The organism is Ereboglobus sp. PH5-5 (assembly GCF_029504805.1).
Lineage (GTDB): Bacteria > Verrucomicrobiota > Verrucomicrobiia > Opitutales > Opitutaceae > Ereboglobus.
Window position 1 is genome coordinate 178,022 of the sequence record NZ_JAQFIT010000004.1, and the last position, 24,381, is coordinate 202,402.

Sequence of the window (24,381 nt, forward strand, 5' to 3'; positions counted from 1 at the left end):
GCTCACACCCGCGTCATGGATGCGCACGCCGACAATCTTTCGCCCGCGAGGGCGCACGCCAAGTGCGCCCCCGCATACGCCAGCGCCTTCGCCGCCGCGCTCGGCGTTTACATCGCGGGAGTCTCCGTGCAACTCGTCAGCGGCGCGCGCGCCATTCCCGAGCCCGCGTGGCCCGCCAACATCATTATCCTCGCCGCGTTTGTGATTCTGCTGATCGCCGCGCACGTCTTCGCCGGAAAAACCGCGCCCGTCCGATTCCTCCGTTCCGTGCCCGTCGCCATCAGCGCCATCGCGCTCGTCCTCGCGCAAGCCGTGTTCATGGGCTCAATACGCCAGTCGTCGGGCGCGGGACTTTTCGGCGACATTCTGCATAGCTGGCCGTTCGCGCTGACGATGCTGTATTTCCTCACCAACCTCGGGCTCGCCGCGCTTGGCCGCGTTTATCCCTTCCGCGCCGGAAACATCGGCTTCCTGCTCAACCACCTCGGCCTCTGGATCGCGCTCGCCGCGGGGCTGCTCGGCTCGGGCGACCTCGCTCGCCTGCGCATGCAACTCGCGCCAGGCCACCCCGAATGGCGCGCGCTCGATTCCTCGCACGGCGACCACGCGCACGTCGTCGAAATGCCCTTCGCGTTTGAACTGAAACAATTCGAGATGGACGTTTTTCCCGCAAAAATCGCCCTGCTCGACACCGCCACAAACAAACTCGCATCACCCCTGGAAATCCCCGCGCCCGGCGCCACGTTCACGCTCGGCGACTGGAACGTCACGATTGAGCAAAACCTTTCCGAGTCCTCATATTTTTCCGACGCCTACCACACCATGCCCGGCGAAACCGGCACCGTGCCCGCCGCGCGCGTCTCCGCAAAGCGCAATGCGGGTAGGGACGGCTCGCCGAGCCGTCCGCCAAACGACGCGACCGGCGCTTTCGGCGAAAGCGCCCTACCTGAAAACATTGTGGGCGGCTGGATCAGTTGCGGCAATTTCGCCAATCCGCCCGCGATTCTCGAACTCGGCGAAGGTCTCGCGCTCGCCATGCCCGAGCCCGAGGCGAAACGCTACGCCTCGCGCGTCGAGGTTTTCACCGACGCGCAGGAGCGCTTTTCCGCGACCATCGAGGTCAACAAACCGCTCTCGTTGCGCGGCTGGAAAATCTACCAGCTCAGCTACGACGAGCGCCGCGGACGCTGGTCGCAAATCAGCATCGTCGAGCTTGTCCGCGACCCGTGGCTGCCCGCCGTTTACACCGGCGTCTTCATGATGATGGCGGGCGCGGTTTTCACGATGGCGCGCATGAGAAAGGCAAACGCATGAACGCCGCGCTTTCCGCCTCGCACTGGCTCCAGTTTCCGCTTTTCGCGGGCGCCGCGCTCGCGTGCTGGGCGCTCGCGATTGCGCTGCAACTCATCCCCGCCACGCGCAACCGCGCGCCGCTCCAATCCGCGCTCGCCGCGCTCGGCGCGTGCGCGCTCCTCGCCTTCGCCGGCGCGCTCTGGCACGCGCTCGAACGCCCGCCGATGCGCACGCTCGGCGAGACGCGCCTCTGGTATGCGATCTTCACGCCGCTCATCGGCGCGTGCGCGCACGCCGCGTTTCGCCAGCGCTGGCTGCTCGCGTATTCGCTCGGCATGGGCGCGCTCTTTGTCGTCATCAACCTGCTGCGTCCGGAAACCCACAACAAGGCGCTCATGCCCGCGCTCCAAAGCATCTGGTTCGTGCCGCACGTGCTCGTTTATATTTTTGCCTACGCGATCTTCGCCGCCTCCTCGGCAGTTGCCGTGCGCGGATTGTGGCTGGCCTATCGAACGCCCGCCCGCGACACCGGCGTCGCGCTCGCGAGCCGGCTTGTTTATCTCGGTTTCGGATTCCTCACGCTCGGCCTCCTCTTCGGCGCGCTCTGGGCAAAGGAGGCGTGGGGTCACTACTGGACTTGGGACCCGAAGGAAACTTGGGCGCTGCTCACCTGGCTCGGTTACCTCGCCTACATGCACATCCGTTATCGTCATCCGGAGGCGGTGCGCCCCGCGCTTTGGGTGCTCGCACTGTCATTCGTGCTGTTGCTCATCTGCTGGTTCGGCGTCAACTACCTCCCCTCCGCCGCGCAAAGCGTGCATACTTACACTCGATAAAAAAAACGCGGGGACGCCGCAAACGACGACCCCGCGTGCTTCGCTCGATATCAATTATTAAAGATTTGCCGCCGGCAGTTTCAGAAAATCAACAATCCATGCGTTCACCGCGTCGGTTGCCTCGGGGATGATCGGGTGGCCCGCGATCAACGCCAGGTCGAGCACCTTCGGCGCCTTGATTTGGTTGTAGGCCGCGTGCATCGACGTGGGCGGGCAGGTCTCGTCGTTGTAGCCCCAATAATAATGCCCCGGCGCCTTGATGCGCTTGGCGAAATTCACCGCGTCGTAATAACTCGTCGTCTCGATCTTGAGCGGGTTTTCGGCGTGGAAGTTTTTGCCCGTTTTCGAGTCCGGCCTGAACATGTGCGGCCAGCCGCCGGCGCGTCCGTGCAGGTAACCGGTCACGTCGCAATACGCGGGGAATTGCGCGGCGCAGCCCGTCACGCGCAGATCGAGCCCCGACGTCACGATCGTGAGTTGTCCGCCTTGCGAACCGCCCGTCACGACGAGGTCCTTGCCGTTCCAGTTGGGCAGCGATGTCAGGTAGTCGTTCGCGCGCACGCAGCTCAGGTAAACGCGGCGGTAATAATACGCGTTCTTGTCGTCCAAGTTATACAGATGATAACCGCGCAGCGTGCTGCTGCGCATCTGGTCATAGGCTTCCGGAATCAGGTTCACGGGAAAGCCGTGGATGCCCACGTTGAGCGTGATCGCGCCGCGCTCGGCGAGGCTTGTGTTCACCGGCACGTAGGGGCGCACGCCCGCGCCCGGCACGCGCAAAATCGCGGGATATTTGCCCGGCGCCTTCGGCTCGCAAAGAATCCCGTAGAAGCGGCTCTGGTAACGCCCGCCCGCCGAGCCCACCGTGCGAAAACTCACATGATAAACATTCACCGTCGAGGTGCAGTATTCCGGCAGCAGCGTGCGCTTCGCATCGAGCGGAATCTTTGCGAGCTCGGCCTTGCCCTCGTTCCAAAACGCGTCGAAGTCCTTCGGCTCGGTCTGGGTCGGCTTGATTTTTTCCGGCTCAAATCCCGCCGTCGCCAAACCGCGGTAGTTTTTCCCGCCCACGTTTGCCGTCACCACGCAACGCAGGAAACCCGGCGTCTTCATCGTGCCGCCGTCGATCACGAGGCCGTTCGCGGACACGACCGCCTTCACCTCCTCGGCGGGCATCATGTCGGGAGCCACGCGATAAGCGACGCGCACGCCCTCCAGCAGCTCGTTGTCAGCCATCACCCTCACGGTGAATTTCACCTTCTCGCCGACCTTGTAAGACCAATCCTGATGATCGGGCGAAACGATAATCTGCACGCTCGCCACGCGCTTCTGCGCCACGGCGGGCACCGGCGCGATCTCGTTCGTGTCCGGCGCGGCCAGCGCCATCGCGCCCGACAAAACCGCCAGCGCCGCGCAAGAACCAATAAAACGGGTAAACCTATTTTTAGTAAGCATAGTGCCGTCCCTTTTAGCCGTGAGCGCCGTGGAAACAAGCGCGTAAAAATTCGTCCCGTAAAAATCTCCAAGAAATAAGTCTCGGCAAACCCCGCGCGATTTGGGATGCCTTGCGCGTCGTCAGTTTTACAAATTTAGCAAACGACCCAGCCAATTTCACTCCGCACCCGTCACTCTTCACACTTTTCACACACATGGCCCTCTGGGAATACAAAGTCATCACAAGCGGCATCCACGGATTCGCCACGCCCGCGCTCCTCGAAACCTATCTCAACAACCTCGGCAAGGACGAATGGGAAATCGTCAACTACCAGCCCTCGCCGACCAACTCGCTCGCCTTCACCGGCCTCGTCCGCCGCCCCACGCAACGCGACTGGACACCGCCCGCCGCGCTCGTCCCGGTCACGCCGCCACCCGCCCCCGCCGACGTAACGCAGACTGCCAAGTCTGCCCCATCCGCCCCCGCCGCCGAGGCGTCGCAAGCGACGCCCGACGCGCCTCCGTCAACCGACGCGGCGACCGACACCGCGCCTGCTCCCGCCGCCACCCTCCGCCCCGTCCGCGACACCGAGCGCGACCACGACCCCGAGGCCCTCGCCGAGGATGACGCCGCCGACACGGACGACGAATGGGACGACCTCGACTTCGACGACGACCTCCCGACCTTCTTCGACGCGCTCAAGCCCCACATGCGCAACAACCAAAAAGGCCCCGGCCAGTCCGTCGCCGTCGATTACCTCGTCAAACGCTGGCAACTCCCCGAGCGCGACATCACCGGCGCGCTCAAGGAATGCGGACTCACCATCCCCGAGACCGAGGACGCCGAGCCCGAGTATTTCGAATTCGAGGACGACCTCTACTGGGTGAACCGCAACAACCGCGGACAACTCTTCATCAACACCCGCGAAAAACCGCAGCCCAAGTTCCGCACCGTCCCCGCCACTCCGCTCTCGCCCGACGACCCCGCCTACGCGGAACTCGCCGCCGAGCGCGCCGAGGAAAAAGCCCGCGTCGAAAAACGAAACGCCGAGCGCGCCGCCCGCGCCGAGGAAGCCGCCAAACGCCGCGCCGAACGGCAGGAAGCATCCGCAAAAGCAGCCGCCTCGGAGGAAACCGCCCCTGACGACGAGGGGACCGCACGCGTCTCGCGTGCTGACAGCGTCGTCCCCGACGCCGCCCAAACCATCCTCGACCGCATCCGCCCAAAAATGCGCCGCAACCGTCACGGCCCTGGCATCTCCGGCAGCGTCGGCTTCCTGGCCCGCGCGCTCGAAACCACCGACGAGGAACTCACCGCCGCGCTCACCGGCCTCGGCCTCCAAGTCCCCGCCGCGCCCAACGAAAAACCCACCTTCGTCGAAATCGGCGCCTCGCTCTACTGGCTCAACAAGGACAACCGCGGCAACATCTGGATCAACGCCCGCGACAACAAAAACGGCACCAAAAAAACCACCCCTCCCGCCGACGCCGACGGTGCGCAAACCGCCAAGTCCGCCTCAACTGATCCCGTAGGGGCGTCGCTTGCGACGCCCGACGCGCCCCCCCCCGCACCGGACGCACCGATTGACGAAGACGTCGCAAGCGACGCCCCCGACGAGGGGACCGCACGCGTCCCGCGCGCCGACAGCGTCGTCCCCGGCGAAGGGACCGCACGCGTCCCGCGTGCCGACAGCGTCGCCCCCGACGCTGCCCCCATTCCGCATTCGCCCCTCGACGCGGTCCGCCCGCTGCTCAAACCCAACAAACGCGGAAGCGGCGTATCCGGCGAAGTCGGCTATCTGGCGCGCGCGCTAGACCAGGGCGAAACCGAGTTTGTCGCCGGGCTGACCGACGCCGGGCTGGTCGTGCCGCCCGACGCCGACACAAAGCCCACCTTTGTCGAGCACAACGGCGAGATATTCTGGTTCGGCCTCTTTGAAAAAGCCGGCGAAACCTCGGTCTGGCTCAACGCCAAACCCGCCAAGGCAAAACGCAAAACCGCCGGAGCCCCCCGCGCCCGCAAACCCAAGGCCAAAGCCAAGCCGGACGCCGATCAACCCGCCAAGTGAGAATGCAATCACCGCAAATTCGAAAAAACGCCCCCGTAGGGGCGCACCTTGCGTGCGCCCTCGCTTGCGAAGCTCTGTTTGCATGTGCATCCCCAAAACGGGCGCAACCAAGGGCGCACGCGAGGTGCGCCCCTACAACCTGAAACCGTCATGCGCATAAGCGGAGGCAAAGCACGAGGAATCCCGCTCACCGTCCCCAAAGGCGACGCCGTCCGGCCCGCGACCGACGGACTCCGCCAATCCGTTTTCTCCAGCATCGCCTCGCGCATACCCGGCGCGCATTTCCTCGACCTCTGCGCCGGCAGCGGCTCCTACGGACTCGAAGCCATCAGCCGCGGCGCGGCGAGCGGTTGCTTTGTCGAAAAAAACGCAAAAGCCGCGTCCTGCCTCCGCGCCAACATTGCCGCCGTCTGTAAAAGCGCCGCGCACGACCCGCGCACGCTCCACGTCTCCCAATGTGATCTCGCCGCCTGGACGCCCCCCGCCGGCTCGCCCCCGCCCGAACTCGTCTTCATCGACCCGCCCTACGAAATAATAGGCAACCTCGCCCCCGTCTTCTTTGCCAAAACCGCCGAATGGCTCGCCGCGAGCATCGACCCCGTGATCGTCTTCGAAATGCCCGGCGAACTTACGCTCGCCACACCTCCCGCTTGGACCCTCGCCAAACGCCTCGGCGGCAAAAGCCCCCGCCAACCCACCGTCTGCTTCTACCTGCGTGGTTCTTGACCACGGCATCCATCGCGCGCTATCGCACTGTCCACAAAAAGGAATTCTGGCATTGCATGTTCTGCTCCAGCAGGAGACGCGGAAATTCCACTTCGTAGTTCATGCGCCTCGCCCAGTGAAAAAACGCCTCACGCCGCGCCGGAAAGCGCCACCCAAACGCACAAAACAACACCCGTTTCACCTTCGGGGTATACTGGCTCTGTATATACACAGCGGGATTCGCGTCCCCAGTTTGTTCTATTGACTCGGCTGTCCATCTCGGCCCCTTCATGCCACGCTTCATTTTTTCAAGCGCCAGTGTGAAGTATTGTTCCGCAGCCACTGTGTCTCCGTGCTCACAGGCGACAATATACAACAACAGCCAGTTGTAAAAGTTATCCGCCATCGATTTGTCCAGAACGGCGCGCGCCTGCCGGTGGTCGCCCCTGATCAATGCCCGGTTGAACATAACCCAGGGGGTCTCTGCGATTCGTTGCAAATTGTGGACGTAGCCATTCGAGTCTCCCTTGCCATAACAATACGCCGCCTCCAGCACGGCAACAGCATCCATGCGATGCCGGTATGAGACTTCCACGTCAGGCGCCAATTCGTATCCGTTTATGGCAGCATCCTTTTCCTCCTCGCTTCCACCGCAATAGCCCAGCAGATGCATGTATTTCGCCATTGCGAAAAAATCGAAGGGATTTTCATTGCGCAGGCGTTTTACTGTTTCCAAGGCCTCGTCTTTGCGTCCGAGCGCCAGCAACAGCGCGATCCGATCCACACCCGCGCCGGTTGTATCCACATTGGACTGCTCGGCTTTTTCCAGACGAACGAGAGCCAGGTCGAAATCCAGCAAATCCTCCGCCTCGCTCGCCAGTGCCAGCCATGCACTGGCGCATGGTTTTTTTGCGCGCAGGGCTTTTCTGTATAACTCGCCCACCTCGTAGTTGTCCCTGCGGTCGATTCCTCGCGCAATGACATAGAGCAACGCGCCGTCATCCAGATCGGCACCGGCGAGCAGCGGGCGGTAATGACTGTCCATAGTGTTGCTCGGGGGCTGCGAGCGCAGGTAATTTTGGTAGCTTTCATGCCAGGGCACTTGCACGGGGCGGGTGTCGAGGTGCATTTTGAAAAACCGCTCCGCCTCGGCGGGCGTCAGGTAGTGCGCGGCGCACATGCTCACGTGCCTGTCGGACGGATTCAGTCGGCCAAGCCGGTTGAGATAGGCAACCGCGTCGGAGCGTTTGGTTACGCCTTCTATATAAGCAACCATGGATGCCGGCGGCAGGCGCAGCATGTCAACGTGCGAGCGCCAGCCCGTCCACGAACTCGCCATGTCCGGCTTGTCGGAAAAATAATAGTCGGCAACGGGCACTTGGATTATATCCTCGCCGACATGCACCGTGGACTTGTCGTCATACACATACTGGGCGTCGGGGGTTCCTGCTTTGGATATTCCTATTTTTGCGTATAAAATGACAGCCGTGCGGTCGGGGTTGATTATGGTGGCGCTTTTATTAAACAGGCCGCCCAGGAGCGAGCCCCCGTCAATTTCAAATTCGCCCTTGTAATCGACCGCGCCGCCCGGCGCCTCAATTGAGGCGCGCACGGTATGTTTCCCCGATGGAAACGACAGGTGCAGCACGCCCGCGCCTTCCTCGAAGACATGGGGTTTGCCGTCAATATACACAGTGTAGGGACGCCCGATTCCATTGACAATGGTCACCGTGTTATTCTTTCCCAATGGGGCGGCGTTTGCGATGATTCCGAAAGCGAAAGCGACGAGAACGCATGCAAATTTCGCCGCTGGCGAAAGCCAACGGAGCGCCGCGTGGCGGTTGAAAACGGAAATGGTGGGTTGTTTTTCCATCGGTTTCAGGGATGTGTGGCGCTTGATGTTGCGGTCGATTTCGACTGGATGCGCTTTAGTATAACATCCAACAACTCTTCCTCGATCGGTTTCCAATCCGCGGGTCGCGGGTCGGCGGTATTTTCAACCGTCGGTATTTCGAGCAGTTCGCGGCGCAGATTTTGCAATAATAGGTATGAGTTGACGGACGTGTAGGCCTTTTGCGCCTCCAATTGCACCAGCGCCGTCTTGAATGCCTCGCGATCCTCACGATAATAGGCGGTATAGGCGCTATTTTCCAAGAGAAAGACGGGGGGCTCTCTGTTAAAGAGCAACGCAGCTTCATCTCCACTGAGATTGAGCCGGCGCGCGAACAGCCACAGAATTTCGGACCCCAGGGGTTTTTCTTGCTTTGCATAATTCATAAGCAGCGCGCGCCGCCCTTCGCCTATACTATTTCCCGACAGTCCGCGCCAAAGCTCTATCAAGTCCGGAACGACAGTCTGCCAGGACAGGTCGCTCGGCATATCAATCTGCCTGTCCTTGCACAATTTTTCCAAAGCATTGACGTTTCCAAACATGAGCGCGTAGTGGAGCTCAATCCATCGGTAAGTGATTGGGCCGGCATTCATTCTGCCAGTGATCTCGCGCGCGGAGGCGCCATCATTTTCATACAAAGCGATAATATACGGGCCGTTCGCAACATTATTGGCGTAATCAGCGTGATGGAACACTTCGCCGGCGAGTCGCTTGTGTAAGCGTTTGATGTCATCTATCGCATTGGCGCGCTGGTATTGCGCAAACGCCTCGCCCACAAGGCCCGGCACAGCCACGCCCTGCCAGTAGATTCGTTCGATGTGTTGCGCTCGCTCAAAAGACGGCATGCCCTCGGTCTGCTCATTACATAGAACCCATATCCATGGCATGTAGCTCGGCTGAATGTCCCTCGCAAAGCGTTTTCGCAAATCATCAATATCCGGGATTCGTGCCATGATGGCGGTATTGACGGGGTTTGTGATCACAGTGAGCGCGCCATAATCCATGAGAGGGCCGCCTTCATCGGCAAGCCTGTGCAAAAAAGCCGACATCTGTTTCGGGTCGGCATTGCCCGCGGCGACGCCCCAGAAACTCCACGTCAAATGCTCGCGCATGAGCCAGCTTCGCTGTGCCATGATGGCGGCGCGTTGCGGATTAACCTGGCCGAACCTCGGAAACACGCCGAACGAGGCATCGAAATCCGCCGACAACTGGTAGCCCGCCACCTCCACGCGTTGCAACCGGTTGATGTTGCTGATGCGCGGCAAATTTGAGTCCCATTTGTCTTTGTGAAGAAACACACCAAACTCGGGGAAAAGTCCCAGCAGCCTGCCTAAGAAGGCCGCCGGCTCGGGACTATTTTCGGAGGCTGATTGCATGAAGTGATAACGTTGCGCGAAGGCGATGCCGAAAAACTCCCATCCATGGTTAAGTAAATCACGGGCAGTGACCGTTGCCACCGGCGCAAGCGTGCCGGAGCCTTGGTGATACCCCGCGCGAACAAGCTCCGCCGCCTCGCGGAACCCCACAAGAAACGCGTCGGTTTTTTCCTTTGAAAGATCATTCGCACTTGGTGCGGACGCTTTTTCGAGCGCAGCAAACACGCCCGGAATCGCCCCGATCTCCTTCTCACCGCATGAGTGCAAGGCCGCCAGCCATTCTCTCCTCGCTGAATGAAACCATGCCAGTGTATCCCAATTGAATCTCCATATTGCGCGTTCCTGAATTTCGGCCACGTAATCGTGAGCCGCCTCATACTCGATGTCGGCAACGAGCTTCAGGCATCTGGCAAAGGAAAGGACATCACTTGTCTCCGGCACGCTGCTGTAAAGCATGGCAACACCCCACGCCGGCGAATCAATACGCCCTGCTTGCAAGCGCGCTTCGCGCGGCGTATGCGGACTGAATATAAACCTCCACCAGTCGATTGCGACATTCGCGGACTGATTTTCGACAGCCTCGTCGGTTGATACGGCGGCGGGCTGCGTTGTTTTGCCGCCCGCCCCGTGCCCGTGCCAGACCTCGCGGGCCTGATTTTGGCGGCGCGCAAGCCAGAGCACGGACGCCCACGGGCGTTCCGCCCCGGCCTCACTGCCGACTGCGCTTTGCGCGAGCGCGAACCACGCCGCCCCGCGCGCGGCAAGCGTCGAATCGAGCGTGACCATCCGGGTCATGCCCGGCAGCGCGCAAACGAGCAAGTGTCCGCCCTGGCGCGCCGCCGCCGCCGCGTCGCCAGTGCGATGCAACGCAGACTCCTCCGCCTTGGCGGCGCGCACAGTTGCAAGACGCGACATCCCCAAGCAATCCTGCCCCTCCCAGAAAGCGTTCTCGATCTCCCCGGTTTGCGCCGATTCAAACGGCGCCCAGCGTGCCTGCAAAAACTGGCGCGTCACCTCCCGGTAAAATTGAGCCCCGTTGCGCAACAACGGAGCCTCGTAGCGAATTTGCGCCTCGCGCCATGTCTCTCCGCGCGCGTCGATCCAGCGAAACGTCCACTCGGCGGAGCCTCCGCTCGCACAATTCACGCTGTATTTAATTTCGGTGATGTCCGCGTTTGCCGCGATGTTTTCGCGCCAGGCCAGCACCCGCGCCAGCTCGACGGGAAAAACACGCTGCACGGGATCATGGAAAAAAGTTTCCGGCGCGTAACTCTGCGCCCGGGCAACGCTTCCGCCTGCGATAAGAAAAGCGGCCAAAATCGCAAGTGAAGGCGGTAGTTTTCGCAAAACCTGAAACCAATAGGGCAACATGATTAAAACAGGATTTGAAAAAGGCGGAACCTTTCGGTAAATACGAGAAAAATTACAGCAGCCCATTTTTCATGATGACAATTTGTAATTATGCCAGAATCGCAATTGCGCATTGAAGTGCGGCAAAAACCCCCGCCAACCCACCGTCTGCTTCTACCTGCGCACAAAGTAGAGCGAGCCGGGAAGAAGTATATTCACAACGGAGACACGGAGGATCACGGAGTCCGGAGGAAGAAGAAAAAGAATCCAGAACACAGGAGTCAGCGCATCAGTCATTCTGATCAACTGGCACTCTCGTTCTCTGGCTTTCTGGCCCTCTGATCTTCTGATCTCCGTGCCTCTCCGTGTCCTCCGTGGTTAATAATCTTCTGATCTACTCGCTACTGCGCTTCGGGCCTTTTTGCACTTGAGGCTCAAGCCACCACGCGGCCTTCTTCACCCGTGGCCAAAAAACGCTTCAACGACCATCCCTTTCCCTATCACGCGGAAATCGAACTCGAAATCCACACGCTGACCAACCGCGGCGTCGGACTCGGACGCGTCGTGCTGCCAGCCGAGGACGCCCCCACCCTGCCCGACGCGGCCGCGCCGGCATCATCCGGCTGGGTCGTGATGGTTCCCTTCACACTGCCCGGCGAACGCGTTCGCGCGCGCGTCTTCCGCAACCACAAGAACTACTCCGAGGCCGATCTCCTCGAAGTCCTCACCCAGTCCCCGCACCGCATCACGCCGCGCTGCCCCCTCTTCGGACGCTGCGGCGGATGCCAGTATCAGAATTTTGAATACAGCGAGCAGCTCGCATGGAAACGCCGCCAAGTCGAGGAACTGCTCCGGCACATGGCCGGCATCGAGTTCCCCGTCTCGCCGGTCATCGCCTCCCCGCAACAATACGGCTACCGCTCCAAAATCACGCCTCACTTCAATAATCCGTTGACGCGGGGAGCGCACGCGTCCCGCGTGCTGACAGCGTCGTCCCCGACGCTGTCCCAAGATTCTGGATTTCCCATCGGCTTTCTCCGCCAGGGCACGCGCCACGAACTGCTCGACGTCCCGCGCTGCGACATCGCAACCGACGCCATCAACACCCGCCTCCCCGAGCTCCGCGCCGACATCCGCGCCCGCGCCGCCGCGGGTGAGTTCAAGCGCGGAGCCACGCTTCTCCTCCGCGATGCCGGCGGCGAAGTCACCACCGATTACGACCGCATCATCAACGAGCGCGTCAGCGACATCACGCTGCACTTTCTCGCGCGCGATTTTTTCCAGAACAACCCGTTCATTCTTCCCGCCTTCACCGGCTACGTCCGCGAGCAGGCGGCGGCCTCGGGCGCGCGCCATCTCGTTGACGCGTATTGCGGCAGCGGGCTCTTTGCGCTCACCGCCGCGCGCGCGTTTGAACGCGTCACCGGCATCGAGATCAGTGAAAGCTCCGTTCAATTCGCCAGGGAAAACGCCGCGGCAAACAACATCGCCAACGCCACCTTCCGTGCTGGCGACGCCTCCGCGATTTTCGCCGGACTCGATTTTCCGCCGAGCGACACCGTTGTGATCATCGACCCGCCGCGCAAAGGCTGCGATGAGAACTTCCTCTCGCAACTCTTCACCTACGCGCCGCGCGCGGTGGTTTACGTGAGCTGCGACCCCGCCACGCAAATGCGCGACCTCACCCACTTCACCGCCCGCGGCTACAAACTCACCGCCGTCCAGCCCTTCGACCTCTTCCCCCAAACGCGCCACCTGGAATGCGTGATCACATTGCAAGCGCCATAGAGGACGGAGTGACACGATAAGAGCAATCCGCCTCGAGGAGAATTCCCGCCCGCAAAGATTTTCCTTGTTGGCACCCGCACCCGCCCCGCTACGTTTGGCGGTTTTCTCATTCCGCACTCCGCATTCCGAACTCCGCATTCACACGATGTCTCCCGCCGCTGAAATCGCACGCCGACGCACCTTTGCCATCATCTCGCATCCCGACGCGGGCAAAACCACGCTCACCGAAAAATTCCTCCTCTACGGAAACGCCATCCACCTCGCCGGCACCGTCACCGCGCGCAAAAACCAGCGCGCCACCACCTCCGACTGGATGGAACTCGAAAAACAGCGCGGCATCTCCGTCTCCTCAACCGTCCTCCAATTCGACTACAACGGCTGCGCCGTCAACCTCCTCGACACCCCCGGCCACAAGGACTTTTCCGAGGACACCTACCGCGTGCTCACCGCCGTTGACGCCGCGCTCATGGTCATCGACGCGGGCAAGGGCGTTGAGCCGCAAACCCGCAAACTCTTCGAGGTGTGCCGCCGCCGCGGCATCCCCATCTTCACTTTCATGAACAAGTGCGACCGGCCCACGCTCGACCCGCTCGCGCTCATCGACGAACTCGAAAGCGTGCTCGGTATCGCCGCCTCGCCCATCGTCTGGCCGCTCGGCAGCGGCCCCTCGTTTCGCGGCGTGTTCGACCGCACCGAGCGCGCCGTGCACCTCTTCGAGCGCGTGCCCAACGGCGCCTACGAAGCGCCCGTCAACATCACCGGCCTCGACGACCCCGCCGTGCGCGGCAAGCTCGACGACCACACCTTCAACGAGTCCACCGAGCAACTCGCCATGCTCGACGGCGCCGGGCATCCCCTCGACCTCGCCGCCATCCACGCCGGACAGCAAACGCCCGTCTATTTTGGCAGCGCGATCAACAACTTCGGCATCCAGCTCCTCCTCGACGGCTTCCTCAAGCACTCCGTGCCGCCCGCCCCGCGCCGCTCCGTCTCGATCACCGTGCCCGGCGCGCCCGCGCCCACCGAGGCGCGCGAAGTCCCTGTCGATTACGAAAAGTTCTCCGGCTTCATTTTCAAAATCCAGGCCAACATGGACCCGAAGCACCGCGACCGCATCGCATTCCTGCGCGTGTGCTCGGGCCGGTTCACGCGCGACATGGTCGTCGCGCACCAGCGCACCGGCAAGCAAGTGCGCCTCTCCTCCTCGCACAAACTCTTCGGCCAGGAACGCGAAACCGTCAACGAAGCCTGGCCCGGCGACGTGATCGGCCTCGTCGGCCACGACGCCTTCGGCATCGGCGACACGCTCACCGAGGACCGCGCCATCGCCTACGACGAAATCCCGCGCTTCCCGCCCGAAGTGTTCGCCTACCTCTCGAACCCGACCAGCTCCGACGCGAAAAAATACCGCGCCGGCCTTGAGCAACTCCTGCAGGAAGGCGTCGTGCAATCCTTCACCCCGCGCAACGCCCCGCCCGGCGCGACGCTCCTCGCCGCCGTCGGCCCGCTGCAATTTGAAGTCGTGCAATGGCGCCTGAAAAGCGAATACAACGCCGAGTCGCGCCTGGAGCCGACCAACTGGACGCTGCTCAAATGGCTGGAGCCGCACCCCTCGCTCGCAAACCCGTCCGCGCTCGTCGTGGCGAGCGGCGTGAGTTTCGGCGCCGACAAATTCGACAACCCCGTCGTGCTCTTCCCGAACGACTGGACGATGCGCTACTTCATGGAAAAAAATCCCGGCCTAAAACTGCACGACATGCCGATAGAGCAGGTAAACGCGAAATAGAGCATTTTTATAAATAGTGCGGCCATTTGCCTGAAACGCCGTTCCGCGCGCAAGGAGATTACGCCAACCGCCGCGTTTGTCTTTCGCAATTCTCTGCGCGCGCCGGACGCGCCCCTGCTTCGCTTTATTTGAGCCGGAGCGCCTGGCCCACGGCGCAGAGGTAAGCCTCGTCGGCGGCTTCCGCGGTGAGTTGGCCAAGCGTGCCGATGAGGTCGCGAAAGCGGCGCATGATCGGCTGCGCGGGCACGGGCGCCCAACCGATTTCATTGCTCACGATGACAACCGGATACGCGGCCTCGCGAAAGTGCGAGAGCAGCTTCTCCCAGTCGGCGATAATCTCGCCATCCTCGCGATCCAACCGGTCCGAAACCCAAAGCGTCAGGCAATCGAGCACAACACCCGCTGGCGGCGGCGCGAGCGCATCGAGGGCGGCGGCGATGTCTTGCGGCGCTTCCAGCACGCGCCACGCGGGGCGGTCATCACGATGACGCCGGATGCGCTCGGCCATTTCGGAATCGAGCGGCGCGCCGTCAGCCCCGCGCACCGGCGGGCGACAGGTGGCGACGAAAACGGTCCCCATCCCCCATCCGGTTGCGAGCGCAACCGCGCGACGACTTTTGCCGCTGCGAACGGGGCCTGTGAAAAATGTTATTTTAGCCATGAGGTTTGATGATTTTTTTGAACCGCGAATGGACGCGAATAGACGCGAAATAAACCGCCGCAACCGAAGCATTCGCGTTCACTGGCGTCCATTCGCTGTTCATATTTATTTGAAAGAGCATCGGGATTCAGAGGGAAAACGGGGGCGGCGGGAAAACGCGCGCCGCGATTACCAGCGCGACCGTGAACGCGAGCACGACATGGTTAAGGCGAATGGCGCGTGTGATTTCATCGGCGCGGATGGCGCGGGGATTCTCGCCGATGAAAGGTTTTCCGATGCGCTCGCTGTCGTAGTCGTGCGGGCCGCCGAAGCGCGCATCGAGCGCGCCCGCGAGCGCGGCCTCGGGATAACCGGAGTTGGGGCTGGCGTGCGCGCGTCCGTAGCGGACGATGAAACGAAAAGCGCGCCCGCTGCGAGAGGCGGCGGCGAGCAGGAGCGCGGTGAGCCGCGCCGGAAAGTAGTTGGCGGCGTCATCAAGGCGCGCGGCGGCTTTGCCGAAAAATTCATAACGCCCGTCGCGGTGGCCGATCATCGAGTCGAGCGTGTTGACCATTTTGCACGCCATCATCGCGGGCACGCCGCCGAGCGCATACCAGAAGAGCGGCGCGACCACGCCGTCGGAGAGATTCTCGGAAAGCGTCTCGAGCGTTGCCGCGCGGATTTGTTGCGCGTCGAGGCGCGCGGTGTCGCGCCCGACGATGCGCGAGAGCTGGCGGCGCGCGGCGGCGAGGCGCCCGGCATCGTTGTCGCGCGAGCCGTCGCCGAGCGCGCGAAACACCGCGCGGCATTCCGCGACGAGCGTCCGGTGCGAGAGCGCCGTGAAAACACCAAACGTCGCAATCGTCACTGCGACGGCGCCATGCCAGCGCGCGGCGAGCGCGAGGATCGCGGCCCACGCGAGCCAAGTCGCGAAAACAAGCGCGAGAGCGAGCGTCGCGCCCTTGAGAAAACGCGCGCGGTGCGAGCCGCGATTGAGGCGGCGCTCGCCCGCCGCGATGGCGCGCCCGTATCCAACAATTGGATGCGGAAGCCAGCGCGGATCGCCGAGCGCGAGGTCAAGCGCGACACCGGCGACAAGCGGAAAAAGGATGATTTGAAGCGACGGGTTGATAATGAAAAAGGAGCTGGCGGTTGGTGATCGCGACGGGTTGCCGCCGTTTTGTCCGGCGGGGTTCAGCCCTCCGGATGTTGAAGGATTTTATAAATGCGGAGTGCGGATTTCGGAATGCGGAATGAACGGACGCAAGCGGCGGACTGTCACGGCCGCCATGCGCGCAACGCCTCGGCGAGCCGGTGGTTTTGCCACGGCGTGCGCGTTGCGATGCGGATGTGTTGCGGCGTGAGTCCGCGGAAGTTCGAGGCGTCGCGAATGAGTATGCCGTGGCCCTTGACGAGGTGTTGCTTGAGCGCCTTGGCGTTGCCCTTGGCGAGCTCGACCAGGAAAAAATTGGTGGCGGTGGGCTTTGGCGCGCAGCAGGGGATTTCCGAGATGGATTTGGAGAGGGCGCGGGTGTTTGCGAGGAGGTCGTCGAGCGGCAGGGCGAACTCGTGCGCGCGCGCCGCGTAGTAGGCGCCGGCCTCGAGCGCGAGCGCGTTGACCGACCACGGTTGCATGCCGCCGGCGATTCGTGAAATCAATTTGGGCGACGACAAAATCGCGCCGAGTCGCAAGCCGGGAATGCCGAGGATTTTTGTGAACGAATGGAGGAGGATCAGGTTTTCGCGACCGGCGATGTCGGAGGCGCGGAGTTGCGGCGCGGCGCAAAACCCGGCGTAGGATTGGTCGATGACAAAAACGGTTTCGGGGCGCGCGTCGATGAGCGCGAGGAGTTGTTCGCGAGGGAGGATTTCCCCGGAGGGATTGTTGGGTTCGCAGAGCCAGACAAGATCGGCCGCGAAGGAGCCGTCCCCGGTTTGCCGGAGCTCCGCGCGCGGCGCGAAATCGAGCGCGTGCTCATGGATGCGCGCGGCGTCCTCGTATTCGGAAAACGTCGGCGTGACGATGAGCGAGCGTTTGCGGCGAAACGTCTGCGCGACGAGGTAAATGCCCGCGGTGGCCCCGGCGGTGACGAGCAGTTGTCCGGGCGCGATGCGGTTGATCGCGGCGAGTTTGGCGGCGAGCTCGCGCGCGCCGGCGTCGGGATAATGCGCGACCGCGTCGATGCGCGTGCGCAGGTGGCCGAGAAGCCCGGCGGGCGGGCCGTCGGGGCGGATGTTGGAACTGAAGTCGTCGCCGATGGGGCGCGACTGGAAACGGGCGTCGTCGCCGTGTCCGTATAGCATGATTTGGATGTCTCTCTTGTTAATGGTAAGAGCAGACGGGCCTCCATCACGCGGGTTTTCGCTTGGGAATGAAAACCGCCCGATTCGATGCGTCACACTGCTCCCACGCTTCATTTTTGCGATGAAGTTTTTCGTGCATGGCGCGCGCAAAAGTTTCGCGCCACACGCGTGAGCGTCCCGGGTCGGATATTCGGACTCCGCATGTGTCGCGGCGCGCAAAAAAAGAGCGAGCCGCCGCCTGGCCTTCTCCTTCGCCGGCGAGTGGACGCCGACTGGATTTTTCGCGCGGCCGTTGGAATGGACGCGCGAACCGAAGGTTTGGACTGATGCGTTACCGCAGCGCAACTGTAGCCGGTTTTCACGGCTTTTCCCGTTGCCTGGGACTATGCTGCAAAGAACGCCGGAACTGTGAGTCGCCGAAGCGCGGAAGGGCAACGATTATTTGAAATTTATCGGGAGCCCATGGCTGCGCGCAAAAACGCGCCGGGCGCAAACGCATCCGCCGACCGGGCTCACTTAATTATTTTGCGGAAAATTCCGAGCACAACGAGCAAGATGATCGCGCCAACCATGGCGTAAATGACAAGATCGACGAGCGGGGAAACGATATTTTGAATTTTGAGAACGCTGGCAAAAAGCCATGTGCCGATGAACGCGCCGGCTACGCCGACAATGATATTGCCGATAATGCCAAACCCGAAACCGCGAATGATAACGCCCGCAAGCCATCCGACAAACGCGCCGACCATGATGAAGATGATGAGAGAGGTGGTGTCCATGAGTTTGCCAGTAAACAGGGATGCGCCATGAAATCAAGCGGCACGATGTCCTATTGCGCGCCTATTGGCGGAGCCTCCCCCCTCCGGGAATCAAGGTCGGATGGGCGCTCGAAAACCTTTTTCGCCACCCTAAAATTTCAAAACCGGAAACTTTCTGCTTCCGTTTTGCGAATCAACCCGTAGCGTCGCGTGTTTCGTCATAAAGTCACGGAGAGGTGGCAGAGTGGTCGAATGCGCCTGACTCGAAATCAGGTGAGCCGGCAACGGTTCCGGGGGTTCGAATCCCTCCCTCTCCGCCAGTTCACCCCGGCTGTCTTTCATGGCGCCGCATCGTCCGATCCGGCTTGAAAACAATTCCGGCGACCCGCGCAAACGGACAATTGTCTTTTTTTTAAACACAGATGACCGGGTTTGACATGAGGGACGTGTCATTGATCATGCGGCGAACCTTTTTGTTACAGTGAAAAGCAAACACACCGAACCCAAAACCGTCACCCGCCCCATTCGCTCCACGACAGAATTTGCCCGCCATGTCGGGCTTGCGCGCACCACCGTCTCCCGCGTGCTTAACGGACAGCCCGGACTCAAAAAAAAGACGATTGACCGCGTAAACCGGGCGATCGAGGAAACCGGTTTTGTGCCCAACGCCTACGCGCTGCATCTGAAGGGCAAGCGCACGCAAACCGTCGGCGTGTGCGTGCAAAATCTTTCGTTCCCAATTCTCGTGAACAAGCTCGCCTCGTTGCAGGCCAAGCTCCGCGACAGGGAAATCACCACATTCATCGAGGTGGTCGATGGCGACAGCTGCGAGGGCGCGGTGCGCAATTTTCTTTCGCTGAGAGTGGAGGCGATGGTGTTTCTGGGCTATTTCGACGAGAAAAAAATCGAGCGCCAGCTCCAGGGACTCGCGAACAATGGCACGCCGAGCCTGGTGATCGACCATTTTGGCATCAAGGGCGCCAACACGGTGACGCTTGACCGCGCGCGCGGCATGGTGGCGATCACGGAGCACCTGCTCGATCTCGGGCACCGGCGTTTCGGGCTGCTCGGCTACTCGGAAAGTTTCCGCAGCACGCACGAGCGCACACGGGGCATCCGCGAGGCGCTTGAGGAGCGCGGGCTCGACTTCGACAAATGCACGGAAAACATCGACGACCAGATTGTCCGCACGAGCGATTTTGAATTCGGGCGCGCGCTCGTGCGCACGTTCATCGAGCGCGGCAAGCCGCCGACCGCGTTCATCGCGCTCAACGACGTCCTGGCCGCCGGCGCGATCCACGGAGTGAGGGACATGGGCTTTCGAGTGCCCGAGGATTTTTCGGTGAGCGGCTTCAACAACCAGGATATTTGCTCGATGGTCGTGCCCAACATCACGAGCGTCGACCAGCGCGTGGACAAGACGGTCCAGGTCGCGGTTGATTTTGTGATCGCCCAGATGGGAAAACCGCTGCGCGCAAAACCCGTCGTAAAAATGATCGACCCATTGCTCATTGTGCGCGGATCAACCGGTCCCGCGCGGAGCCGGTGACCCTGCGCATAAAAAACGGCCCGCTGTCTTAAAGCGGGCCGCGGGCGAAGTGGTTGCCGGGATTGAGCGCGGGCAATTTGCCCCAAATCACCCGGCGACAAAAGGCGCTCACTCGGCCAGGACGAGCACCAGCAGGCGGGCTGACTGGAGGCGGCTGCCGGATTTGGAAAAGGTCCAGTCGGGGTTTTTATTGCCGCCGCCGGGCTGGTTGCCGATGCCGATGTCGCAGTTCTTGCCATCGCTCCACTTGTTGTAGGCGATGATGGTTTGTTTTTCGGCGGTGTTGTGGATTTGCATGGAGCCGTAGCCGGGCGAGCGTCCGGTGCTCATGGCGTCGCCGAAATCATAGAGCTGGTCGCTGGCGCCGGAAACCTTGGCGGCGTTGGCGCCGGAGTAGTTGCAGTCCCAGAACTCGATGTTGCCGCGCGCGAAGCTGCCGGTTTTCACGCCGCGGACGTTGGAGCGCACGACGAGGTTGGTGACGTTTTGCTGGAAGCGCGCGCCGGAGTTTTTGGTGGGCACGCCGAGTTTTTTCGCGTCCTGCGCAAAGGCGTCGAACGAGACGACGGCGTGGGTGTTCTTGTCGTTATGGTCGGTGAGGGAAAGGAAGTAGGCGACGCGCTTGATTTTTTTGTCGGCAAACTTGGCGGCGTTGTTGACGTTGTAGGTGACTTCGTGGCCCTTGGAGGCGAGAGGGTTGAGGTCGTAGAGGACTTGGAAGCCCTTGGCTTCGTCGCCGAGTTTTGCGATTTCGGCGGGCAGGGGGATTTCGCCATGTGTGAATGCGCCGACTTGGAGGCCGGTGGCGGCGTCGCGGAGGTTGGGCTCGGCGGTGCCGGACCAGGCGTAGCGGACGGCGGCGGGCTGCGTGACGCCCTCGGCGCGAACGGTGACGGCGTTGTCCTTGATCGTGGCGCCGGCCTTGTGCCAGCCGGAGGCGTCGGCGATTTCAAACCAGTCGGGCGCGGCGTTGTCGCGTGTGGCGAGCTTGGCGGTGTTGCCAAAGGTGATGACGGCGGAGTCGCGCTCAAAGCGGATTTCCGACGGCGCCGGCGAGTCGCATTTCACCTGGGTGATGCCGTAGGTTTTGTTGAGGGCGAGGAGGGCGAGGCGCGCGCCGACAGTGAGTTTGTTTATCGGGTGGATGTCCTGAATGTTGCCAATGTCGTTGATGATGGCGATGCCGGAGTGTTTGTCGTCGCGGGCGAAGCGCTCTTGGGCGGCCCAGATTTTGGGCAGGGTGACGGTGTCGTTGTATTTGTAGGGAGCGAGCTGGACAATGTGCAGGGGCAGCCTGGGGTTTTCAAACTCCGCGCGCCAGGAGGCGATGAGGGCGTTGAGTTTGTCGTAGTAGAGGGCGCCGTCGGCGCGGTTGGCCTCGCCCTGATACCAGATGGCGCCCTGGATGGCGAAGGGGACGAAGGGGGCGATCATGGCGTTGTAGAGGACGGTGGGGTTTTGATGGCGGCTGGCCATGTCGGCGCTCAAGGGGCGAAGCGCCTTGGGAAACTCGGGCGGCGGCGCGACGACTTTGCCGGCGGCGGTGGCGGCGCGGGCGGCGGAGAGCCAGGCTTCCTGCGCGTCGAGGGCTTGCGCGGTGAGGGTCTTGTTGGCCTCGGTGCCGGGCTGGACGGATTGCACGCGGGTGTTTATTTCGGCGAGCGCGGGGATGGCGGCGAAACCGGCGGGGCTGGTCCACGGCTCAATGCGCGTGCCGCCCCAACTGGCGTTGATGAGGCCGACGGGGATGTTGTTCTTGAAGGCGTTCATGAGGGCGCGTCCGAAGTAGTAGCCGACGGCGGAAAACTTCGGCGTGGTGCCGGGCGCGGCGGCGGCCCAGGCCCAGGAGTTTTCGAGGGGCACGTCGTCGCGCGGCGTGTCGCTCCAGGTTTTCTTAACGTGGAAGAGGCGGAGGTTGGGGTGGTTGGATTCGGCGATGGCTGCGTCGCCGTTTTCCGATTTTTGAAGCGTCCATTCCATGTTGGACTGGCCGGAGCAGAGCCACACGACGCCGATGAGCACGTTGTTAAAACGCAGGGTGTTTTTGCCGGCGATGGTGAGTTCGCGGGGCGTGGGTTTCGGGTCGGCATGAAGCGGGTCGAGATTCACGCGCCACTTGCCGCCGGCATCGGCGACGGCGGTCTTGGTCTGGCCGGCGAAGGTGACGGTGACTTTTTCACCGGGCGCGGCGCTGCCCCATACGGGGACGGGCCGGCCAAGCTGGATCACCATGTTGTCGCCAAAAATGGCGGGAACCTTGACGTCGGCGTTGAGCGCGATGCCGGCGACGGCAAACACGAGCGCAAAAAAGAGGGCGCAAAGGCCGCGAAACGGACGGGAGTATGTTTTGATATCCATGGGATTGTGATTTGTGGTTTTGGGTTACGGAATGCGCAGTTCAGCCGTTTGCCCGGCGGATTGCGAGATTGTCTTTCGACGGCGGGTGAGATTGCCCTAACGGCCGAGCTCCGGCTCCGTCGCACTCATGCGCACTTCCCCGTCGGCAAATTCCGCGACCATTGGCCGGCCGGCCTTCACTTCCGCGCGGCGCGCGAGCGGCCGCCCCTCATCATCGCGCATGATAACAAAACCGCGATTCAACACCGATCCGGGACTCGCCGCCTGCAAACGCTTCCAAAGGCCGAGCAATTGTTGCGACGCCATCTGCACACGCGTCTCCGGCGAGCGCGCCGCAAAGGTCGATCGCGCGGCGGTGAGTTGCTGCCGCTTCAACAATGTCGCGTGTTGAAACGCGGACGCGAGCCGTCCGGCCATGTCATCGAGCCGCAAATGCCCCTGCTCGATCCGGGCCGACGGCGAGAGCAGCCGCAAGTGCGCGCGGAGACTGTCGAGTTGGCCGCGCGCGCGTTCGATGCGCTCGCCCAACAATTTTCCGAGCGCTTCTGCCGCGCGCGTCATGCGGTCCGCGCAATGCACAAACTGGCTCGAAATCAGTTCCGCCGCGCCGCTCGGTGTTTCCGCGCGCAAATCCGCCGCGAAATCGCACAGCGTAAAATCAATCTCGTGCCCCACCGCCGAAATGACGGGCACCCGGCACGCCGCGACCGCGCGGACAAGCGTTTCCTCGTTGAACGCCCACAAATCCTCCAGGCTCCCGCCGCCGCGGCCAATCACGAGCAGGTCGAAAATTCCCAGTGTTTCGGCGGCGCGCAGCATCGCGGCCATTTCCTCCGCAGCGCCCTCGCCCTGCACTTTGGCCGGCAGCACGACGAGCCGTCCGCGCCAGCCGCGCCGCTTGAGTATCCGGATGAAATCCTGCACCGCCGCGCCCGTTGGCGAAGTCACAAAACCAAGCGTCGCCGGCATCGGCGGGATGGAGGTTTTGCGCGCATTGTCGAAAAGTCCCTCGGCGGCGAGCCGCCGCTTGAGCGCCTCGAACTCCCGCTGCAACCGCCCCTCCCCGTCCTCAACCACCGCGCGCACGATAATCTGATACTGCCCGCGCGCCTCGTAAACGCTCACCTGCCCGAACACGAGCACCTGCAATCCATCGCGCAAGGCGACCGACTGGCGCGCCGCGTCACCGCGGAAAAGCACCGCGGCAACCTGCGCCCCCGCGTCTTTCAGGACGAAATACACATGGCCGCTTGCCTGCGCGCGCAAATTGGAAATCTCCCCGCGCACCCAGCACGGGCGGATTGATTGCGCGAGCGCGTCCTTCACGCGGCGCGTGAACTCCGTCACACTGAACGCGCGCTGGGTTTCGTCCGCGGACGGATTGCCGTGCTCGATGGCGCGCCGTCCGAACAAGCCTCCGTCACCCTCGTCACTCATGACTGCCGCCTTCCCCGGCACCAGCGGACTTGTCGCTTTTCATCGCCGTTTTTTTTGTGATTCGCCTGCGCACGACACGGGTGGCAACGATCAGCAGGGCAATAAAAACCACGGCGACAAAAATTCCCTTGAAGGAACCGCTCTCCTTGAAAGTGTCGAAATTCTTCCCGAGAAAAATCATGGCGAAGGCCCACCCGTATTGTCCTAGAAACGAGACGACCATGTAGGGCAAAAAGCGCACTTTCGCGAGCCCCAGAATGTAGGATTGTATGACATACGGCGGCCCCGGAACAACACGCAGAAACAAGCACGCCGTGATGTGCTCGTCACTCGGAATCACGGGCAGTTTGTAGCCGAGTTTTTTGATCAGCCGCTCAATCACGGGACGCATCGCATACCGGGCCAGCCAGTAGGAAATCGCATTGGCGCACATCAGGCTCAGCGCGGCAAAAAGACTCGTCCAGAAAATGCCCAGCTTGGGAACGAAAACCAGGCCGGCGGTAATGTTAAAAAGCGATATGGGCATGCCAATCGCGGGGCCAATTCCATACGCGGCAAAAAACCAACCGCTGCCGGCGGCGCCAATCGTCTCCACAAAATCAGCAAGGAATGCGCCCGTTTGCTGCATCAGCACCTTCACCTGCGGCCAGAACCCGACGGCCAATGCGCCACCGACCAGGGCGCACGCCACAAACGCAATGATGAGTTCGCGTTTATAACGCTTGTGCAAGGGCCGCGGCTGGGAATCGGTATTGTCGGACATCAGTTGAAAATTCGCAAAAGTCTTGGTGAAAAAGCCAAGCAACC

General features: G+C 62.0%; 17 protein-coding genes and 1 tRNA gene. 8 read left to right on the forward strand and 10 right to left on the reverse strand.

Annotated features, from left to right (window positions below):
* Nucleotides 1–15: 15 nt before the first annotated feature.
* A complete protein-coding gene (locus M2103_RS03955; protein WP_277508880.1) occupies nucleotides 16–1,314 on the forward strand; it encodes a cytochrome c biogenesis protein ResB in 1,299 nt (432 codons plus the stop codon).
* On the forward strand, nucleotides 1,311–2,129 hold the full coding sequence (ccsA, locus tag M2103_RS03960; RefSeq protein WP_277508882.1) for a cytochrome c biogenesis protein CcsA: 819 nt from the start codon (nucleotides 1,311–1,313) through the stop codon (nucleotides 2,127–2,129). The genes M2103_RS03955 and ccsA overlap by 4 nt, the downstream gene beginning before the upstream one ends.
* A 57-nt stretch (nucleotides 2,130–2,186) precedes the next feature.
* Here the strand turns inward: ccsA and M2103_RS03965 are convergent, their stop codons facing one another.
* Nucleotides 2,187–3,584: an acetylxylan esterase gene (locus M2103_RS03965; RefSeq protein WP_277508884.1), complete on the reverse strand. Its 1,398-nt coding sequence runs from the start codon at nucleotides 3,582–3,584 to the stop codon at nucleotides 2,187–2,189.
* A gap of 194 nt (nucleotides 3,585–3,778) precedes the next feature.
* Here M2103_RS03965 and M2103_RS03970 point away from each other — a divergent pair, with 194 nt between their 5' ends.
* The gene (locus M2103_RS03970) at nucleotides 3,779–5,632 is read left to right on the forward strand and encodes a hypothetical protein (RefSeq protein WP_277508886.1); all 1,854 of its coding nucleotides are present in this window, start codon (nucleotides 3,779–3,781) and stop codon (nucleotides 5,630–5,632) included.
* 150 nt (nucleotides 5,633–5,782) lie between these two features.
* A complete protein-coding gene (locus M2103_RS03975; RefSeq protein ID WP_277508887.1) occupies nucleotides 5,783–6,358 on the forward strand; it encodes an RsmD family RNA methyltransferase in 576 nt (191 codons plus the stop codon).
* Between the two features lie 19 nt (nucleotides 6,359–6,377).
* Here M2103_RS03975 and M2103_RS03980 read toward each other — a convergent pair whose 3' ends face one another.
* The gene (locus M2103_RS03980) at nucleotides 6,378–8,066 is read right to left on the reverse strand and encodes a tetratricopeptide repeat protein (RefSeq protein ID WP_277508888.1); all 1,689 of its coding nucleotides are present in this window, start codon (nucleotides 8,064–8,066) and stop codon (nucleotides 6,378–6,380) included.
* Nucleotides 8,067–8,215: 149 nt separating this feature from the next.
* A complete protein-coding gene (locus M2103_RS03985; protein WP_277508889.1) occupies nucleotides 8,216–10,651 on the reverse strand; it encodes a hypothetical protein in 2,436 nt (811 codons plus the stop codon).
* 765 nt (nucleotides 10,652–11,416) lie between these two features.
* Here M2103_RS03985 and M2103_RS03990 point away from each other — a divergent pair.
* Nucleotides 11,417–12,742 (forward strand): class I SAM-dependent RNA methyltransferase, encoded by a 1,326-nt coding sequence (locus M2103_RS03990; RefSeq protein ID WP_277508892.1) that lies wholly within the window; start codon nucleotides 11,417–11,419, stop codon nucleotides 12,740–12,742.
* A gap of 145 nt (nucleotides 12,743–12,887) precedes the next feature.
* Complete coding sequence (locus M2103_RS03995) at nucleotides 12,888–14,528, forward strand: peptide chain release factor 3 (protein ID WP_277508894.1); 1,641 nt, start codon at nucleotides 12,888–12,890, stop codon at nucleotides 14,526–14,528.
* 124 nt (nucleotides 14,529–14,652) lie between these two features.
* Here the strand turns inward: M2103_RS03995 and M2103_RS04000 are convergent, their stop codons facing one another.
* The 4 genes from M2103_RS04000 to M2103_RS04015 form a co-directional block, all read right to left on the reverse strand.
* Nucleotides 14,653–15,189, reverse strand: coding sequence for a bifunctional adenosylcobinamide kinase/adenosylcobinamide-phosphate guanylyltransferase (locus M2103_RS04000; protein ID WP_277508895.1), 537 nt, complete (start codon nucleotides 15,187–15,189; stop codon nucleotides 14,653–14,655).
* Between the two features lie 127 nt (nucleotides 15,190–15,316).
* Nucleotides 15,317–16,366 carry an adenosylcobinamide-phosphate synthase CbiB gene (gene cbiB, locus M2103_RS04005; RefSeq protein ID WP_345783540.1) on the reverse strand — a complete coding sequence of 350 codons (1,050 nt, stop codon included), beginning with the start codon at nucleotides 16,364–16,366 and terminating at the stop codon, nucleotides 15,317–15,319.
* Between the two features lie 80 nt (nucleotides 16,367–16,446).
* Entirely contained in the window at nucleotides 16,447–17,472 is a 1,026-nt protein-coding gene (locus tag M2103_RS04010; protein WP_277508896.1) for an aminotransferase class I/II-fold pyridoxal phosphate-dependent enzyme, read from the reverse strand.
* A gap of 512 nt (nucleotides 17,473–17,984) precedes the next feature.
* Nucleotides 17,985–18,251, reverse strand: coding sequence for a GlsB/YeaQ/YmgE family stress response membrane protein (locus tag M2103_RS04015; RefSeq protein WP_277508897.1), 267 nt, complete (start codon nucleotides 18,249–18,251; stop codon nucleotides 17,985–17,987).
* Nucleotides 18,252–18,460: 209 nt separating this feature from the next.
* Here M2103_RS04015 and M2103_RS04020 point away from each other — a divergent pair.
* Nucleotides 18,461–18,550 (forward strand) — tRNA-Ser (locus tag M2103_RS04020).
* Between the two features lie 161 nt (nucleotides 18,551–18,711).
* Nucleotides 18,712–19,779 carry a LacI family DNA-binding transcriptional regulator gene (locus M2103_RS04025; RefSeq protein ID WP_277508898.1) on the forward strand — a complete coding sequence of 356 codons (1,068 nt, stop codon included), beginning with the start codon at nucleotides 18,712–18,714 and terminating at the stop codon, nucleotides 19,777–19,779.
* 108 nt (nucleotides 19,780–19,887) lie between these two features.
* Here the strand turns inward: M2103_RS04025 and M2103_RS04030 are convergent, their stop codons facing one another.
* The 3 genes from M2103_RS04030 to M2103_RS04040 form a co-directional block, all read right to left on the reverse strand.
* A complete protein-coding gene (locus M2103_RS04030) occupies nucleotides 19,888–22,137 on the reverse strand; it encodes a sialate O-acetylesterase (RefSeq protein WP_277508899.1) in 2,250 nt (749 codons plus the stop codon).
* A 96-nt stretch (nucleotides 22,138–22,233) separates the two neighbouring features.
* Nucleotides 22,234–23,574 carry an exodeoxyribonuclease VII large subunit gene (xseA, locus tag M2103_RS04035; protein WP_277508901.1) on the reverse strand — a complete coding sequence of 447 codons (1,341 nt, stop codon included), beginning with the start codon at nucleotides 23,572–23,574 and terminating at the stop codon, nucleotides 22,234–22,236.
* Nucleotides 23,567–24,337 carry a VTT domain-containing protein gene (locus M2103_RS04040; protein WP_277508902.1) on the reverse strand — a complete coding sequence of 257 codons (771 nt, stop codon included), beginning with the start codon at nucleotides 24,335–24,337 and terminating at the stop codon, nucleotides 23,567–23,569. The genes xseA and M2103_RS04040 overlap by 8 nt, the downstream gene beginning before the upstream one ends.
* Nucleotides 24,338–24,381 lie beyond the last annotated feature (44 nt).

Excerpts from the sequence above, each read along its gene's own strand:
- M2103_RS03955 (WP_277508880.1), top strand. The coding sequence starts at position 16 with ATGGATGCGCACGCCGACAATCTTTCGCCCGCGAGGGCGCACGCCAAG.
- M2103_RS04015 (WP_277508897.1), bottom strand. The coding sequence starts at position 18,251 with ATGGACACCACCTCTCTCATCATCTTCATCATGGTCGGCGCGTTTGTC.
- M2103_RS04040 (WP_277508902.1), bottom strand. The coding sequence starts at position 24,337 with ATGTCCGACAATACCGATTCCCAGCCGCGGCCCTTGCACAAGCGTTAT.
- M2103_RS03970 (WP_277508886.1), top strand. The coding sequence starts at position 3,779 with ATGGCCCTCTGGGAATACAAAGTCATCACAAGCGGCATCCACGGATTC.
- xseA (WP_277508901.1), bottom strand. The coding sequence starts at position 23,574 with ATGAGTGACGAGGGTGACGGAGGCTTGTTCGGACGGCGCGCCATCGAG.
- M2103_RS04000 (WP_277508895.1), bottom strand. The coding sequence starts at position 15,189 with ATGGCTAAAATAACATTTTTCACAGGCCCCGTTCGCAGCGGCAAAAGT.
- M2103_RS04010 (WP_277508896.1), bottom strand. The coding sequence starts at position 17,472 with ATGCTATACGGACACGGCGACGACGCCCGTTTCCAGTCGCGCCCCATC.
- M2103_RS03995 (WP_277508894.1), top strand. The coding sequence starts at position 12,888 with ATGTCTCCCGCCGCTGAAATCGCACGCCGACGCACCTTTGCCATCATC.
- M2103_RS03975 (WP_277508887.1), top strand. The coding sequence starts at position 5,783 with ATGCGCATAAGCGGAGGCAAAGCACGAGGAATCCCGCTCACCGTCCCC.
- ccsA (WP_277508882.1), top strand. The coding sequence starts at position 1,311 with ATGAACGCCGCGCTTTCCGCCTCGCACTGGCTCCAGTTTCCGCTTTTC.
- M2103_RS04030 (WP_277508899.1), bottom strand. The coding sequence starts at position 22,137 with ATGGATATCAAAACATACTCCCGTCCGTTTCGCGGCCTTTGCGCCCTC.
- M2103_RS03965 (WP_277508884.1), bottom strand. The coding sequence starts at position 3,584 with ATGCTTACTAAAAATAGGTTTACCCGTTTTATTGGTTCTTGCGCGGCG.